Annotated in this window: 15 protein-coding genes; 5 read left to right on the forward strand and 10 right to left on the reverse strand. The window is 70.7% G+C overall.

Annotated features, from left to right (window positions below):
• Nucleotides 1-150 precede the first annotated feature (150 nt).
• The gene (locus tag C8E87_RS14445) at nt 151-3,195 is read left to right on the forward strand and encodes a DEAD/DEAH box helicase (RefSeq protein ID WP_133873580.1); all 3,045 of its coding nucleotides are present in this window, start codon (nt 151-153) and stop codon (nt 3,193-3,195) included.
• A 1-nt stretch (nt 3,196) separates the two neighbouring features.
• Nucleotides 3,197-4,030: an SWIM zinc finger family protein gene (locus C8E87_RS14450; protein WP_133873581.1), complete on the forward strand. Its 834-nt coding sequence runs from the start codon at nt 3,197-3,199 to the stop codon at nt 4,028-4,030.
• A 193-nt stretch (nt 4,031-4,223) separates the two neighbouring features.
• Here C8E87_RS14450 and C8E87_RS14455 read toward each other — a convergent pair whose 3' ends face one another.
• The gene (locus tag C8E87_RS14455; RefSeq protein WP_239080364.1) at nt 4,224-5,810 is read right to left on the reverse strand and encodes a beta-1,3-glucanase family protein; all 1,587 of its coding nucleotides are present in this window, start codon (nt 5,808-5,810) and stop codon (nt 4,224-4,226) included.
• Nucleotides 5,811-5,960: 150 nt separating this feature from the next.
• Here C8E87_RS14455 and C8E87_RS14460 point away from each other — a divergent pair, with 150 nt between their 5' ends.
• A complete protein-coding gene (locus C8E87_RS14460; RefSeq protein WP_203720751.1) occupies nt 5,961-6,911 on the forward strand; it encodes an aldo/keto reductase in 951 nt (316 codons plus the stop codon).
• Here C8E87_RS14460 and C8E87_RS14465 read toward each other — a convergent pair whose 3' ends face one another.
• The gene (locus tag C8E87_RS14465; RefSeq protein ID WP_133873583.1) at nt 6,912-7,685 is read right to left on the reverse strand and encodes an SDR family NAD(P)-dependent oxidoreductase; all 774 of its coding nucleotides are present in this window, start codon (nt 7,683-7,685) and stop codon (nt 6,912-6,914) included. It abuts the gene before it with no gap.
• 124 nt (nt 7,686-7,809) lie between these two features.
• Here C8E87_RS14465 and C8E87_RS14470 point away from each other — a divergent pair, with 124 nt between their 5' ends.
• On the forward strand, nt 7,810-8,694 hold the full coding sequence (locus C8E87_RS14470) for an AraC family transcriptional regulator (protein ID WP_133873584.1): 885 nt from the start codon (nt 7,810-7,812) through the stop codon (nt 8,692-8,694).
• On the opposite strand, the gene C8E87_RS14475 is transcribed toward C8E87_RS14470, so the two are convergent.
• From C8E87_RS14475 to C8E87_RS14510, 8 genes are all read right to left on the reverse strand, one after another.
• Complete coding sequence (locus C8E87_RS14475; RefSeq protein ID WP_133873585.1) at nt 8,683-9,498, reverse strand: class I SAM-dependent methyltransferase; 816 nt, start codon at nt 9,496-9,498, stop codon at nt 8,683-8,685. The genes C8E87_RS14470 and C8E87_RS14475 overlap by 12 nt on opposite strands.
• A gap of 47 nt (nt 9,499-9,545) precedes the next feature.
• Entirely contained in the window at nt 9,546-11,015 is a 1,470-nt protein-coding gene (locus C8E87_RS14480; protein WP_133873586.1) for an LPXTG cell wall anchor domain-containing protein, read from the reverse strand.
• Between the two features lie 67 nt (nt 11,016-11,082).
• Nucleotides 11,083-11,934 (reverse strand): menaquinone biosynthetic enzyme MqnA/MqnD family protein, encoded by an 852-nt coding sequence (locus tag C8E87_RS14485; protein WP_133873587.1) that lies wholly within the window; start codon nt 11,932-11,934, stop codon nt 11,083-11,085.
• Nucleotides 11,931-12,113 (reverse strand): hypothetical protein, encoded by a 183-nt coding sequence (locus C8E87_RS14490; protein ID WP_133873588.1) that lies wholly within the window; start codon nt 12,111-12,113, stop codon nt 11,931-11,933. The genes C8E87_RS14485 and C8E87_RS14490 overlap by 4 nt, the downstream gene beginning before the upstream one ends.
• Nucleotides 12,114-12,136: 23 nt before the next feature.
• Nucleotides 12,137-12,547: a hypothetical protein gene (locus tag C8E87_RS14495; protein WP_133873589.1), complete on the reverse strand. Its 411-nt coding sequence runs from the start codon at nt 12,545-12,547 to the stop codon at nt 12,137-12,139.
• Between the two features lie 26 nt (nt 12,548-12,573).
• Nucleotides 12,574-13,113: an ArsR/SmtB family transcription factor gene (locus tag C8E87_RS14500; protein WP_239080363.1), complete on the reverse strand. Its 540-nt coding sequence runs from the start codon at nt 13,111-13,113 to the stop codon at nt 12,574-12,576.
• 77 nt (nt 13,114-13,190) lie between these two features.
• On the reverse strand, nt 13,191-13,493 hold the full coding sequence (locus C8E87_RS14505) for a type II toxin-antitoxin system PemK/MazF family toxin (protein ID WP_133873591.1): 303 nt from the start codon (nt 13,491-13,493) through the stop codon (nt 13,191-13,193).
• Nucleotides 13,493-13,726 carry a YlcI/YnfO family protein gene (locus C8E87_RS14510; RefSeq protein WP_133873592.1) on the reverse strand — a complete coding sequence of 78 codons (234 nt, stop codon included), beginning with the start codon at nt 13,724-13,726 and terminating at the stop codon, nt 13,493-13,495. The genes C8E87_RS14505 and C8E87_RS14510 overlap by 1 nt, the downstream gene beginning before the upstream one ends.
• 202 nt (nt 13,727-13,928) lie before the next feature.
• Here C8E87_RS14510 and C8E87_RS14515 point away from each other — a divergent pair, with 202 nt between their 5' ends.
• Nucleotides 13,929-15,932: a HelD family protein gene (locus C8E87_RS14515; protein WP_133873593.1), complete on the forward strand. Its 2,004-nt coding sequence runs from the start codon at nt 13,929-13,931 to the stop codon at nt 15,930-15,932.
• The last annotated feature ends 15 nt before the right edge of the window (nt 15,933-15,947 follow it).

Below are 15,947 nucleotides of genomic sequence, written 5' to 3' on the forward strand. Positions count from 1 at the left end.
GTCGAGATTACGTCCCCGGCTCGCCCGGCGTCAGTCGGCACGTTGGGTGGCGATGAGCACTCCCCCGTCGAGGACACGTTCCACCGGGTCGTGAGTCGTCCCGCCGGTCCCGGGTCGTTAGTCTCGATGCGTTCTTTCAGGGGGTGGGATGTGCTCGTCGTGCATGGCGGCTGGGTGCCGGGCGCAGACCGGCCGGGTCAGCTCGCGCTCTGGGCCGAAGATCCGGATCTTCCGTCGGTGACCCGGTCGCGGGCACAGCTGCGACCTCATCCCTTCGCCGCCGCGGCCGAGGCGTTGCTGGCCGAGCTGACCGGGACCTCCGACGACATTCGGGACGCGCTGGGCAAGGCCGTGACCGAGTCGATGACGCTCCGGCTGCCGAGCTCCGCCCGGGGCCCGCTCCCCTCCCCCGACACCGGCGTCGAGGTGACAGGCCGCGGCGTCCGGTTGTCCGAGTGGTCGGTGCCGGCCCTGCTGCTGCCGGGCGACGCCGCCCTGCCGGCCCTCGCCGCGCTGTCCGACCCCGACCCGGGCGGGCCGTGGCTGCCGGGGTCGTCGCTGCGATATCTCAGCGTGCTGGCCGGACACGCCTGCGACCTGGCCCGCCGGGGTCGCATGCTGCCGCAACTGGTCACCGAGTCCGGGGTGGCGACCGCCCGCTGGCGAGCGGTCCTCACCGGCGCCGACGCCGCCACCTATCGCGACTTCGCCGCCGCCATGCCCGCGGTCGTCCGGGCGTCCGGGCCCGCCGAGGCCGGTGTCGCCGCCACGCTGCAAGATGCGCTGGCCACCCTGCTGGACGCGGCGGCCCGCGCCGTCATGCCGGAGCGGATCCTGCTGGGGCACCGGCCCGGACCCAAGGCGCCTCTTCCGGATCGGTGGATCGCGGCGCTCACCGCGGCCGACCCCGCCCTGCCGGGGGCCAAACCGGCCGAGGAACGCGAGCTCCGGGAGGCGCTCGGCGCGTGGCTCCGGGCGGCTTACGAGGCGAACGGGCCGATCCGGGTCAGCTTCCGGCTCAGTGAGCCCGAGCCTGGATCGGACGCTTGGGGCCTGGAGTTCGCGCTCCAGTCGTCCGAGGACCCGAGCCTTTACCTGCCCGCCGCCGACCTGTGGGAGGGCGGACGATTCCCCGGGTTGCCGCCGCGCCCCGACGAGACCCTGCTGGCCGGGCTCGGGCGAGCCATGCGGCTGTTCCCACTGCTGCACCTCGCCCTGCAAGATCAGCAGCCGGTCGGCCTCGAGATCGACACCGGCGAGGCGCACGAGTTCCTTCGGCAGGCAGCGCCGCTGCTGCAGGCCGCCGGGTTCGGCGTGCAGTTGCCGGCCTGGGCGGGACGCAAGGGGGTCGGGCTCAAGCTGACCACCCGCTCGAAGTCACGCGGCAGCACGTCGCGGGCCGTGGCCGATTCCGGGTTCGGGCTCGACGAGCTGGTCGACTTCAAACTCGAGCTGGTCATCGGCGACGGGGTGGTGAGCGCGGAGGAACTGGCCGAGCTGGCCCGGCTCAAGGTGCCGCTGGTGCGCGTCCGCGGTCAGTGGGTCGAGCTCGACGACCGCCAGCTCAAGGCCGCTCTCAGGGCCGTCGGCAAGCGGCGCGAGGGCGAACTCACCGCGGCCGAGGTCCTGCAGCAGGTGGTGGACGGCGGGGAAGAGGATCTGCCGCTGGTCGACGTCGACGCCGACGGCATGCTGGGTGACCTGCTCTCCGGGCAGGCTGCCGAACGCCTGGCGCCGGTGCCGACGCCGGCCGCCTTCCAGGGTGCGCTCCGGCCGTATCAAGAGCGCGGACTCTCCTGGCTGCATTTCCTGTCGCGGCTGGGTCTCGGCGGCATCCTGGCCGACGACATGGGCCTCGGCAAGACGGCGCAGACCCTCTCGCTGCTGCTGACCGAGCGCGCCGACCCGGCCGCGCCCGTCGCGCCGACCCTGCTCATCTGTCCGATGTCGCTGGTCAGCAACTGGCAGAAGGAGGCCGCGCGGTTCGCGCCCAGCCTGCGGGTCTACGTCCACCACGGCGGCACCCGGCAGCGCGGCGAGAACTTCGACGCCGCGGTCCGCGACGCCGATCTGGTGCTCACCACCTACGGCACGGCGGTTCGCGACCTCGAGGCGCTCCGCGACGTCCAATGGGGACGAGTGGCGTGCGACGAGGCGCAGGCCATCAAGAACAGCGGCACCCGGCAGGCCCAGGCCGTGCGATCGGTCCCGGCCCGCACGCGTCTCGCCCTCACCGGCACGCCCGTCGAAAACCACCTGGCCGAGTTGTGGTCCATCATGGACTTCTGCAATCCGGGGCTGCTCGGTCCGATCAAGCGGTTCCGCCGGCGCTTCCAGGAACCCATCGAGGTCCGGCAGGACGAGGACGCGGCCAACGCGCTGAAACGGGCTACCGGACCGTTTGTGCTGCGCCGGCTCAAGACCGACAAGACGATCATCTCGGATCTGCCCGAGAAGAACGAGATGAAGGTCTGGTGCACGCTCACCGCCGAGCAGGCCACGCTCTATCAGGCCGTCGTCGAGGACATGATGGAGGCGATCTCGGGCAGCGAGGGCATCCAGCGGCGCGGCAACGTGCTGGCCGCGATGACCAAGCTCAAGCAGGTCTGCAACCACCCCACCCACCTGCTCAAGGACGGCTCCCGGCTGCCGGGGCGCTCGGGCAAACTGGCCCGGCTCGAGGAACTCGCCGAAGAGATCATCGAGGACGGCGACAAGGCACTGATCTTCACGCAGTACGCGGAGTGGGGCACGGTGCTGCAGCCCTACCTGGCAGCCCATCTCGACCGCCCGGTGCTGTGGCTCCACGGTGGACTGACGAAGGCCAAGCGCGACGAACTGGTCGAGCGGTTCCAGACCGACGACGAGCCGATGCTGTTCCTTCTCTCCCTCAAGGCGGCCGGCACGGGCCTCAACCTGACCGCCGCCAACCACGTCGTCCACTTTGACCGTTGGTGGAATCCGGCGGTCGAGGATCAGGCCACCGACCGTGCGTTCCGCATCGGACAGTCGCGCAATGTGCAGGTGCGCAAGTTCATCTGCACGGGGACGCTGGAGGAAAAGATCGACGGCATGATCGAGCGAAAGAAGGCGCTGGCCTCGTCGGTCGTCGGCACCGGCGAAGACTGGATCACCGATCTGAGCACAGAACAGCTGCGCGAACTCTTCGCGCTCGACCCCGCGGCGGTGCGCTGACATGCCGATTGATCCCGAGGGACGGTTCTTCGAGACCGCTCGGCCGATCCAGGTCGAGGGCGGCATCGCGGTACGCGCCAAACGCGGCAAGATCGGGGACAGCTGGTGGTCGCGCCGGTTCGTCGACGTGCTCGAGCAGATCTGCGACGGCGGCCGGCTCGCGCGCGGGCGGACCTATGCGCGCAAGGGACAAGTGATGGACTTCGCGCTGACCTCGGGCCGGGTCACCGGGCGGGTGCAGGGTTCACGGCCACAGCCGTACGAGGTCACGATCGAGATCGCGGCGTTCGACGACACACAGTGGACACGGCTGACCGAGGCCCTCGGATCCCAGGCGCTGTACCGCGCGGCGCTGCTGGCGGGCGAGATGCCGCACGAGATAGTCGACGTGTTCGCCGCGCACGAGGCGCCACTCTTCCCCGACAGGCTGGACATCCGCTGCAGTTGTCCTGATTGGAGCGTGCCCTGCAAACACGGCTCCGCGGTGCTGTACGTGCTGGCCGAGGCTTTCGACGACGACCCGTTCCTGGTGCTGGCGTGGCGGGGTCGCGCACGCGATGCCCTGCTCGACGCCTTGCGCGGAACGGCCGAACCGACACCGGCGGTCGACCCGCTGGCTGTCGAGGAATCCTCTCTGGAGGCTCATCTCGCTGACTTCTACACGCCCGCGATCAGCTTGAGCCGCCTCCGTGAACGGCCGGCCCGCGTCACGGCCCCTCCGGAATTGCTGTTGCGTGCCCTCGAAGCACCCCAGGTGAGGGTCCGGCACATCCCGCTGGTCGACCTGCTCCGTCCCGCCTACCGCGACTTGGCCGCCCCTCCACCGGACAGTTGACCAGCCTTGACGCGCCTATGTTCCGGCGCTTTTCACCTGCGACAGTGACCAGTCGGCGCCGGCTTGACAGGTCACGCTCGCGCCGGCCCAACGCGGGAGCCGGAGCCGGTCCAGCATCGGAGCCGGCCCAACTGGCGCGGCGGCGGTCCCGCTGGGTTTGCGGGAGCCGCCGCCGCGAGAGGTGACGGTGGGGTCAGCCCTTGCGCCACTTCTGGTTGGCCGCGCCAATGCAGTCCCACAGGTGGAGGCGGGCGCCGTCCGCGCTGTTCACCTCTTTGATGTCGACGCAGCGGTTGGCCTGCGGGTTCACCAGGTCACCCGAACCGGTCAGCACGAACTGCTGCGCGGCCGTGCCGTTGCAGGTGTAGAGCTGGATCGGTGTGCCGTTGGCGGTCCCCGCGGCCTGCACGTCCATGCACTTGCCGCCGGCCTGCAACGTGCCGCCGGTGAAGGTCCACTTCTGGGCGCTCGTGTTGTTGCAGGTCCACATCTGCAGCGGCGCGCTGTCGACGAAGTTGGCGCTCGGCACGTCGATGCACTTGTTGTTCAGCGAGCTGATCACGGAGACGCCCGTGGGCTGCGGGTCGGGGCCGCCGCCACCGGTGAACGGCGTCAGGTGGATGCCGGCCGAGCGGGGGTCGCCGTCGTGCACCAGGGACTCGAACGCGCCGACGTCGTCGAAGGCGAACGCGTACGCCTTGCCGTCCTGCATGTTCGCGTGCACCACCTTGGCGTACACGTTGGTCGGGTTGTTGCGGTAGAAGTCGGCCGCGTTGGTGCTGGGCTGGGTGTCGATGGTGCCGAGCGTGCCCCGGTTGAGAGCGGCGCACAGCGTACGGGAAATCGGGCCGACAACCTGGTCGTTAGGAGCCGGCAGATCGCCGTCGCAGCCCCACACCGACGCCGACGACGGCCGGTTGAACGACGCCACCTGCGCGCCCGACGAGTTGGTGAACCGCATGACGTTGCCCGAGGTCCGCCCGGTGTAGCGGATGGTGGGCTGGTCGGCGAACGGCACCACGGTCAGGTTCTTGCCGGTGTACGCGTTCCACGCCGACGCGATGTACGAGTCGAGGTACGTGCTGCTCATCAGCCCCGCACCGGCCGCCTTGCCCGGCGCGAGCACCCGCAGCACCGTGCCGTCCGAGCGGCTGTGGACCGTGCTGCCCAGGCCCGCGTTGCGGATCCCGTTGATGATGTTGTCGCGCCCGTTGGCGACCAGGTCCCCCGTACGTTTGGTGGCGCCGTTGGCCCCGGTCACCGAAACGGCGTGGGGCACGGCGAACATGTCGACCTGTGAGCTGTTGAGCCACAGCCCCGAGTCGTTGTAGGTGAATTCGCTCCAGTCGAACAGGATGTCGCGGTTGGCGTCGCCGCCGGCCCACGGCGCGGGCTGCACCAGGCCGTCCGGGGTGAGGAAGAACTTGAGTTTCTGGCCGAGCGAGAAGTAGACGCGTCCGGAGAAGCCGCGCGGGAAGTTGATCGTCGTCGAGCCGCCGTTGCCTGCCGCGTTGATCGCGACGTCGGGGGCGGGCGCCGGTGGGATGGCGCCGCCGGTCCACGGATTGAAGGTGCCGGCCTGGTTGACGTACCCGAGGCGGCCGGACGACAGCTGGATGCCGATGACGTAGAGGTAGACCGCGTCGCCGCGGCCGGTGTTGTTCGAGACGGTGACGGGGAGCAGGTTCGGGCCGATGGCTTGGGCCGCGGGCGGGGACACCGCGGCGGCGACCGGAACGGTCAGGGCCAGCGCCGTTAAGGCTCGGAGCAGGGTACGCACTGGGGACACCTTCCGCTGCATGGGGGAACGGAACGGGGAGAGCGCTCTCAGAAAAGAGTCCGTTCGGTTTCGGACCCATGTCAATAGACATACGCCGATGTGATGGCCTCGCGGGCAAACGTCGGCCCGAACGGGCATAGGGTCGGCACCATGAGCGAGATGAGCTACCGCCGGCTGGGCACCTCGGGCCTGGTTGTCTCCGTCGTCGGCCTCGGGTGCAACAACTTCGGCCGCAAGCTGGACGCCGACGGCACCCGCGAGGTCGTCGACGCCGCGTTCGACGCCGGGATCACGTTGTTCGACACGGCCGACCGGTACGGCGACCCGAGCGGCGCCTCCGAGCAGTGTCTGGGCGCGGCGCTCAAGGGCCGGCGCGACGAGGTCATCCTGGCCACCAAGTTCGGGATGGACGTGGGCCGGCTCAACGGCAACGACTTCGGCGCCCGCGGCTCCCGGCGATACATCGTGCGCGCGGTCGAGTCGTCATTGCGGCGCCTCGAAACCGACTACATCGACCTCTACCAAATGCATGAGCCCGACCCGCGGACGCCGATCGACGAGACCCTGGCCGCCCTCGACGATCTCGTGCGCTCGGGCAAGGTGCGCTACCTGGGCAACTCCAACTTCGCCGGCTGGCAGATCGCGGACGCCGACTGGACAGCACGCGCCGGGGGCCTCACCCCGTTCATCAGCGCGCAGAACAGGTACAGCCTGTTGCACCGCGACGCCGAGCAGGAGGTGGTGCCGGCCTGCGAGCAGTTCGGCCTGGGCCTGCTGCCGTTCTTCCCGCTCGACTCGGGCCTGCTCAGTGGCAAGTACAGGCGCGGCGAGCAGCCGGCCGCCGGCACCCGCCTGTCCCAGGCGCGCTACCGCAGCTGGCTCGAGAACGCCGACTGGGACACGATCGAGGCGCTCGCCGCGTTCGGGGCCGAGCGCGGGCACAGCCTGCTCGAGGTGGCGATCGCCGGCCTGGCCGCACGGCCCGCCGTGAGCAGCGTGATCGCGGGCGCCACGACAGCCGAGCAGGTGCACGCGAACGCCGCCGCCGGCGCGTGGGAACTCACGGCCGACGACGTCGCAGCGTTGGAAGAGGCCCTCTGATCAGAGGCCGAAACCGCCCGACACCTCGATGTTCTGCGCGGTGATCCACCGGCTCTCGTCGCCGAGCAGCGCCGCGATCGCGACACCCACGTCCTCGGGCTCGCCGACCCGGCCCAGCGCCGTCTGCGCGGCCAGCATCGGGATGACCTCCGGGTGCGCCTCGAACCCGACCACGCCGTCGGCGTCCGCCAGCCGGGTGCGGGTCGGGCCGGGCGAGACCGCGTTGACCCGGATCCCGCGCACGGCGAGTTCCTTGGCCAGCACCCGGGTCCACACGTTGAGCCCGCCCTTCATCGCCGCGTAGGCCGTGTATCCGGCGTCGGCCGACCCGCTCGGGAGTGCCGAACTGCTGCTCACGTTGACGATCGCCCCGCCGTCGGCGAGCAGCGGCAGCAACGTCTGGGTGAGGAAGTACGGCCCCTTGAGCAGCACGCGCAGGAACCGGTCGAACAACTCCTCGGTCACGTCGGTGAACATCGCCATGCCGCCGAACCCGGCGCTGTTGACCAGGTAGTCGAAGGTGTCACGCTGCCACGTCTCGCGCAGCGCCGCCGCCACCTGGTCACGGAACGCCGGGAACTCCTCGGTGCGCCCGACGTCGAGCCGGAACGCGACCGCCGTCCCACCCTCACGCTCGACCGCGGCGACGGTTTCCTTGGCGCCCGCCGGGTTGCCACTGTAGGTGACGATCACGCCCGCCCCACGCCGCGCCAGCTCGACCGCCGCTGCCTGCCCGATGCCCGAACTGCCCCCAACAACCAGCGCGATTCGCATGATTCAACCCTTCCGTCCGTACGGGGAAACCTCTCCTCTCAATGTCACCAGCCGGACGTGCGGAGGAGTAGAACGAGCCTCCTCGCTACTTGCCTATTCCTCTCGATACGGCTTGAATGAGGTGGTGCCCCTGGAGGAACTGCGCGAACTGCTGGACCGTCATGCCCGTAGCGACGGGACGACGGCGATCGACGGCGTGATGATCGGGAAGGCGACCCGGGCGTACGAGAACCACGCCTCGATGTCGGGAACCGTGCTGGCGCTCGTCGGGCAGGGAGCCAAGACGCTGGCGCTCGGCGAACGCGTCTTCGAGTATCGCGCCGGGCAATACCTGGTGGCCTCGGTCGACGTGCCGGTGAGCGGCTATTACACCGAGGCGCCGGCGCTGGGGTTCGGGCTGCTGCTCGACCCGGCCGAGATCGCCGAGCTGTTACTCCGGGCGCCCGCGGGCTCGCTGCCCCCGGTGGTCGGCGCGCCCTCGGCCATCGCTGTCAGTGACGCCCCGCCCGAGCTGATCGACGCCGCCGTCCGCATGCTGCGCCTGCTGGAGACGCCACGTGACATCCCCGTGATGGCCCCGCTGATCCGGCGCGAGATCCTGTGGCGGCTGATCACCGGCGAGCAGGGCGCCACCGTACGGCATCTGGGCCTGGCCGACAGCAGCCTCGCGCACGTGGCCCGCGCTGTGCAGTGGATCCGCAGCCACTATCGCGAGGCGTTCCGGGTCGAGGAGGTGGCGCGGCTGGCCGGCATGAGCGTGTCCGCTTTCTACCGCAACTTCCAGGCGGTCACCGCGATGAGCCCGATCCAGTTCCAGAAACAGATCCGGCTGCAGGAGGCCCGGCTGATGCTGGCCACCCGGCCCAACGACGTCACCGGGGTCGGCCACCGGGTCGGCTACGACAGCCCGTCGCAGTTCAGCCGGGAGTACCGCCGCCAGTTCGGCCTCCCCCCGAGCCGTGACGCCGCGCTCCTGCGCGCCGCCGAGCTCGCCCTGTCAGTGCCGTGATCCCGACGCCAGCAACGCCGAAGCGGGCAGGGCAAGCCTTCCGTCGTCCGTCCGATAAGGCGCCGTGACCTCGTCGAATGCGGCTCGCACCTCGGGGACGACCGACGGCGGCTGGTGTTCGAGGATCAGTCCCGCGGTGCTCAGCCCGGCGGCCGGCCCGGCCCACCAGTCGTCCGGGTCGATGCGCAGCGTCCACGACACCACTTCGCACGTGACCCCGGTCAGGCCGGCCCCTTCGAGCAGCGCCGACAGGCCCGATCCCGTACGGGGGAAGTCGTTGGCCGCCTCGAGCCGGGGCAGCGCCGCGGGCCGTTCCGCGCCGGCCGCGTCGAACACATCGCCCCACAGCCGTTGAGCCGTCGGCGCCGGCGAGGGCCAGACGGTGACCGCCACCCGCCCGCCGGGCCGGGTCACCCGCGCCATCTCGGAGACCCCGGCCGCCGGGTTGCCGACGTGGTTGATCACGAAGTTGCCCACTGCCGCGTCGAACGAACGGGCCGGGAAGGGCAGCACCGGCAGGGTCGCCAGCACCGTGGCCCCGTGCGGCAACCGCGTCGCGGCCAGGTCCAACATCGACGGCTCGGCGTCGACGGCCGTGACCGAGACGCCACGCGCCCAGGCGAGCGCGGCCACCGTGCCCGTACCGGTGCCGACATCGAGCAGGCGGTGTCCCTTGTCGACCCCGGCGGCATCCAGCAGGGCCTCGGCCGGATGCGCGCAGAGGCGAGCGAAGCTGCGGTCATAGGCGACGGCCCGGCCGGACCACCGGGCCCGCTCGTGGCCGTCGAACTCGGGACTCTTCATGACCCGTCGGAGGCTAGCAACCACGAGCAAACCGGCAAAAGTCCTGCCTAGAGCGTCGTCACCACGCGCCGCCGACGGAAGGCGAAGGCTGCCGCCGCGCCCGCGAGGAGCAGGAGCGCGCCGCCCAGCGCAAGCCACCCGGTGGGCGCGCCGGTGACGGGGAGGCCGCCGCCCGATCCGCCCGAGGACGCGGTCAGGACGATCGCCGCCTCGTTGTTCGCGCTGTTGCTGTCCTGCACGCCGCCGTCGACGACGACCGTGCCCTCGCTGCTGCCGGTGACCGTGCCGGTGAAGGCGAACGTGGTGGTCTCGCCGACCGCCGCGCCGTACTCGGGGAAGCAGGTGTAAACCCGGCCGTCGACGGTTCCGGCGGTCAGGAAGTCCCATTCGACCGCGTCGGCGCCCGGCACGCATTCGAAGTCGACCTCGGTCAGCTTCAGGGTGGCGGGCACGGTGACCCGGACGCTCGGGAACCAGGTGAAGTCGTCGTTGCCGGGGATGAGGGTGGTCGGGCCCTTGTTCTGCATGCCGACCTTCATGGTCAGGCGGTCACCCTCGTGGCCGTCGGCGGTCGAGCCCAGCGCGGCGGTGTCGGCGACCGACTTGCCGACCGAGACGCCGAAGTAGGCCTCGTTGTCCTCGGAGTTGAGGTCCTCGGGAGCGTCGCCGTCGGTGATGCCCGACTTCTTGCGCAGCGAGTCGAGGGTGAGCATCTTGCCGGATTTCTTCTTCGCGAGCAGCGCCGCGTCGCTGTCGTTGACGCCGATGGCCAGCACGGCCCCGGCGTACGTGTAGGGGCCGCCCGCGTCCTTGTCGAGCTTGATCGACAGCGGCGTCGTCGCCGGCACCTCGAAGGTGGCTCCCGGTTCGAACGTCTCGTCGAACTTGCAGATGATGCCGTTGCCCAGCACGTCTTCATCGGAGAGCTCGTCGAGGCCGAGGCAGTTGCGGTAGTTGCCCAGCGCGGTCAGGCCCTCCTCGCCGAGCACGACGAGGCCGACCGAGTCGACCGCCTCGGTGCCCGCGTTGTGCACGACGACCGGCAGTTGGGCCGCCTGGCCGCGGGCCGGCTTCAGGTCGCCGATCGGCTCGATCTCGAGGTCGACGCCGCCCGTGGAACGCACGACGGCCACCTCGGTCTCGAAGGCGCCGGTCGAGACCTGGAAGGTGGAGGCAAGCTTGTTTCCGGTCACGGCGAGCTTGAGGGTCAGAACCTTGGTCGCGCGGGGTGCGAGGTCGCCGACCTTGCAGGACGTGGCGTCACAGCCCGCCGGCAGCGTGAGGGCGAGTGACGTGTCGACGCCGGTGAAGTTCACGACCACGTTCTTGGCCGCCGCCGTGCCCGCGTTGAACACCTCGGCCCGTACGGTCTTGGTCTGGCCGGCGATCACGGCCACCTGCTCGGGCAGGATCACCCCGACCATCGGCTCGGCCGGTTCTGGCGCGGCCTGGGCCGGCGCGGCAAGTCCGCCCAGAGCGAGAGCTGCCAGCGCAGCCGGAAGTGCGAGTCGACGCATCGAAGTCCCCGTGTCCTGTGAACCTCTTCGAGAGGTTCCGGGAGCGTAGGACCTGCGCCTTTGGAGATCAAACTTCGGCGAAATGCGGTCCTTCGGCGGGCAAGACGGGCACCTCACCCCGAGCCGCCGCACGCCGGGCGAACTCGCGCACGCCGGCGATCTGGCGCTCACCGAGCGAGAAGTCGAGCGCGCGGAAGTACGTGGCGAGGGTTTCGGCGTCGAACGGCTCCCAGCGGGCGGCCGCGGCCGCGACCTCGTCGAGCTCGCCCAGGCACAGGTCGCGGGAGCGCTGGAACGCCTCGTGCACGTCCTTGACCACGCCGGGGTGGGCGGCCGCGAAGTCCTTGCGGACGGCCCAGACGGCGAAGACCATCGGCAGGCCCGTCCATTCGCGCCAGGCCTCGCCCAGGTCGATGACCTGCAGGCCGGAGCGGGGCGCCTCGTACATGGCGCGCAGGGCGGGGTCGCCGATCAGCACCCCGGCGTCCGCCTCGATCAGCATCTGGGTGAGCTCGGGCGGGCAACGGAAGTACTCCGGCTCGGCGCCGTACTTCTCCGACAGCAGCATCTGGGCGAGCATCACCCCCGTACGCGACGTGGAGCCGAGCGCCACCGGCCGCCCGTCGAGCTCGGCCGGTGGGCGGGTCGAGATCAGGTTGACGCTGAGCACCGGCCCGTCGCTGCCGACCGCCAGGTTGGGCAGCAGGAGCAGATCGTCGGCATGCCGCAGGTATTCGACCAGCGTGATCGGGCCGATGTCGAGATCACCCGCGACGAGCTGGGCGCTGAGCAGCTCAGGCGTGTCCTTGCGCAGGTCGACGTCGAGCAGCGCGCCGGAGCGCATCAGGCCCCAGTAGATCGGGAGGCAGTTGAGGAACTGGATGTGCCCGACCCGGGGCCGACCGGCGCTGTCGCTCATGCCTCGACGCTATCCCGCGCCGGCGAGGCTTCGCCCGTGCGCGCGGGCGAAGGTGGTTCACGTCGCACCAACGGCAGCCCGGCCAGTGACATGATCAGGCCGAACGCCCCGGACACCGCCATCAGCACCCGGGGTTCGGCGGCCTCGACCAGCGGCCCCGCGACGAGCAGCCCGATCATGCCCGCGCCCTGCACCGCCGCGTTCAGCGAGGCGAAAGCCCGTCCCGGGCCGCCGGCGGGGTGCGGCCCGCGACCATCACCATGGTGAAGACGTTGATGCCGCCGTTGCACACGCCCCCGGCAACCCACAGCGGGATCAGCAGGGTCGTCGAGGCGGCGAGCGTGTCCCGGATGAAGAACACCTCGACGACCTGCACCATGCTGACCCCCGCGATGCCGGCGGCCAGCACACCGACCAGGATCGCGAGGGTCCGGTCGTCACGCAGCCGCCAGGGAACGAGTTGCGCTTTGCGCTCTTTCAACCCCTTTCTGCGCGTACGCAGGGAGAGCCCCGCAACCACAAGCGCCAGGTAACTCGCCGCGTCGAGCAGCAGCGGCAACTGGGCCCCCGAACGGCCCACCAGAACGCCGGCCAGCGCGGGCGCGACCAGCATTCACATCTCTTCCGCGCCAGGGCCGGTCAGCTTTCTGGCACGTCGTCCGGGTAGGCCGTGTAGTTGATCTGGACCCGCCGCGCCCCCGCCGGCGGGTCGCCCTGACGCCGCCGCACCCGGTACGGCTCAACCAGCGCGCTCACCTTCTCGTTGAGTTCGCGCAGCTCATCGGCCGTGAGCAGCACCTGACGGCTGCTGAGGGTGGCCGTCTCGCGCCACTCCTCCGGCTCCCCCGCCGCCCGCGCCAGGTATTGCCGGGCGCGCTGCACATCACGCTCGAGAAGCACGTCGACCAGAGCAGAGCGCGCCGACACCGTCTCCGGGTCGCCCTGGTCTGCGTCGATGCGCAACCCCGTGCCGGTGCCCTGCCAGACCCGCTCGCGTCCGTCCCCTCGGCTGGGCGCGTGCTCAACCAGCCCGTAACGCGCCAACTCACGCAGGTGGTAACTGGTCGCGCTGGGCGACAGCCCGACCAGCTCGGCACACTCGGTCGCCGTCACCACAGCCCCGGTGCTGTTGAGATATTCGACGATCGCAATCCGAGCCGGATGAGCCAGGGCCCGCATAACCCGCGGATCCGTGATCCGAACCCCACCACCCGATGTCTCGCCCGACTCTCGCGGGCGCTGGGTCCCTGGCATCCTCAGCCATCCAAGTCGTAGGCCGTCATGATCGCCGCGGCGAGGTCGGACTCCTGCGCGGGCAAGAGGTAACCCACCCGACGACCGATGGAAGAGCGCGGGATGGTCGTGATGTTGTCGCACGACACGACGGAATCGTGGTCGAGGCCATTGGCCCGACCGACCGGCACCTCAGTCGACAGGCCTCGCACGGTGCTGGTGATCGGCGCGACGGTGATTGACTTCAGATAGGGGCGGACCTGCTCGCGAGTAAGGATCAGCACGGGACGGGTCTTGTCGAGCGTGGCCAGGTGAATGGGCCGCATCAGTCGAGGTCCAGCGACTGACCACCGGCCCAGGCGGCGAGGTCGTCGAGGTCGTCGTGGCCATTTGCGGTGGCATAGATGGCCGCGTCGCGCTCGGCCACCGCACGCCGACGCTCGCGTTCGAGCGCACGTACGACGACAGCGGCGCGGCTGGCGGCGGACCCGGCGTTCACCTCGCCATCCAGAAAGTCGACGAGGTCGTCCGGCAGGCGTACGGCAATCTGAATTGACATACCAAAACGGTACCGCTCTGGGATGCTCAGTGCCATGCCACTTAATTCGGTGGAGGTGGCGGCGGGGGTGGCGTAACGTGGACGGCCGCTTGACGGCCGTGGTGAGCATGCACCGCAGCGGACGTCGTTCCCGCGCCGACGGGCGACACGAAGTCCGTCGGACACGCGAGCAGACGAGGTAACACCGGCCCGAGGATGCACCGTGCCCGCATTCGACCTGGACACCGAACTCACCGCCGAACGACACCACCTGGCCGAGTCGCGCGCCGCGCTCGCCCGCATGCGAGGACGGGCCGAGGCCCTGTTCTCGACCGGCGACAAGGTCGCCGGTGACGCGTACACCGCCGAGCAGCTCGGCCGGCACATGGCCCGCCGGGTCAAGGAGCTGGCCGACGACCCGAGCACCCCGCTCTTCTTCGGCCGCCTCGACATCGAGGAAGCCGCATACCACGTGGGCCGCCGGCACGTCACCGACGACGCCGGCGAGCCGATGGTGCTCGACTGGCGGGCGCCGCTGTCCCGCTCGTTCTATCGGGCCAGCGTGCGTGACCCGCAGGGGGTCGCGACCAGGCGCCGGTTCGGTTTCGTCAAGGGCGAGCTGACCAGCTTCGAGGACGAGCACCTGGACCGCGGCGAGGAGCTGGGCACCAGCAGCCGCATCCTGACCGCCGAGATCGAGCGGCCGCGCGTCGGGCCGATGCGCGACATCGTGGCCACCATCCAGCCCGAGCAGGACGAGCTCGTACGGGCCGAGCTGGCCGACTCGATCTGCGTGCAGGGCGCCCCCGGCACGGGCAAGACCGCCGTCGGCCTGCACCGGGCAGCCTTCCTGCTCTATCTGCACCGGGAGCGGCTGCGGCGCTCGGGCGTGCTGATCGTCGGCCCGAACACGGCCTTCCTGTCGTACATCTCGGCCGTGCTGCCCGCCCTCGGCGAGGTGGAGGTGCAGCAGGCCACGGTCGAGGAGCTGGTCGGCCGGGTGCCCGTACGCGCGGTCGACACTCCTGCCGCGGCCCTGGTGAAGAACGACGTACGGATGGCCGAGGTGCTGCGCAAGGCCCTGTGGCGCAAGCTCACCGAACCCAGTGACCCGATCATGGTGTCGGACGGCTCGTACCGGTGGCGGATCGACGCCGAACCGCTGCGGCGCATCGTCGACGAGGCGCGGCGCGAGGGCCTTCCGTACGGGGTGGGTCGTGACCGCGTACGGGCAAGGGTTGTGGGTCTTCTGCAGCGGCAGTCCGAATATCGCACCGGGAACTCGCCCAGCGAGGGGTGGCTGCGCAAGATGAGCAAGGTCGCCCCGGTGACGGGCTTCCTGGACTCCGCCTGGCCCGCGGTGACGCCCGAGCAGCTGGTGGCCGAGGTGCTCACGGACCCACCCGAGGGTGTGCTGACCGACGAGGAACGTGCCGCGATCCGCTGGGCCAAGCCGCCCAAGACCGTGAAGTCGGCCAAGTTCAGCGCGGCCGACCTGCTGCTGATCGACGAGGCGGCCGGCCTGCTGGAACGGGAGACGAGTTTCGGGCACGTGGTGGTCGACGAGGCGCAGGACCTGTCCCCGATGCAGGCTCGCGCGATTGCCCGGCGCAGCGAACACGGGTCGATCACGGTGCTGGGCGACCTGGCCCAGGGCACCGCGCCGTGGGCCGCGGCCCAATGGTCGGAAACGCTGGGCCACCTGGGCAAACCGGAGGCTTCGGTGGTGCCGCTGACGGTCGGGTTCCGGGTGCCGGCCTCGGTGGTCGAGCTGGCCAACCGCCTGCTGCCGGCGCTCGGCGTCGACGTGCCCGAGGCGGTGTCGCTGCGCCGCGACGGCGACCTGGCGATCGTGCCGGTGGCCGGACCGTCCGACCTGGACGGCGAGACCCTCGTGGAGGTGACGGCGGCGCTGGCCCACGAGGGCTCGGTGGCGGTGATCGCGGCCGACGCGGCGGTCGAGCGGCTGCGCGCGCACCTGACGGCGGCGGGCGTCGAGCACGCCACGGCCGACGACGTCGACTCCGAGGCGCGGGTGACCGTGGTGCCGGCCACCATGGTCAAGGGCCTGGAGTACGACCACGTGGTGGTGCACGAGCCGGCCGACATCGTCGCCGCCGAGCCGCGCGGCCTGAACCGGCTGTACGTCGTGCTGACCCGCGCGGTGTCGCGCCTGTCGGTCGTCCACGCGAAGCCCCTGCCGGGCCCCCTGGCAGCGGAAGCCTGAACCAGCGCGAGCCGC

Origin of the sequence: Paractinoplanes brasiliensis (assembly GCF_004362215.1) — a bacterium.
Classification (GTDB): Bacteria; Actinomycetota; Actinomycetes; order Mycobacteriales; family Micromonosporaceae; genus Actinoplanes; species Actinoplanes brasiliensis.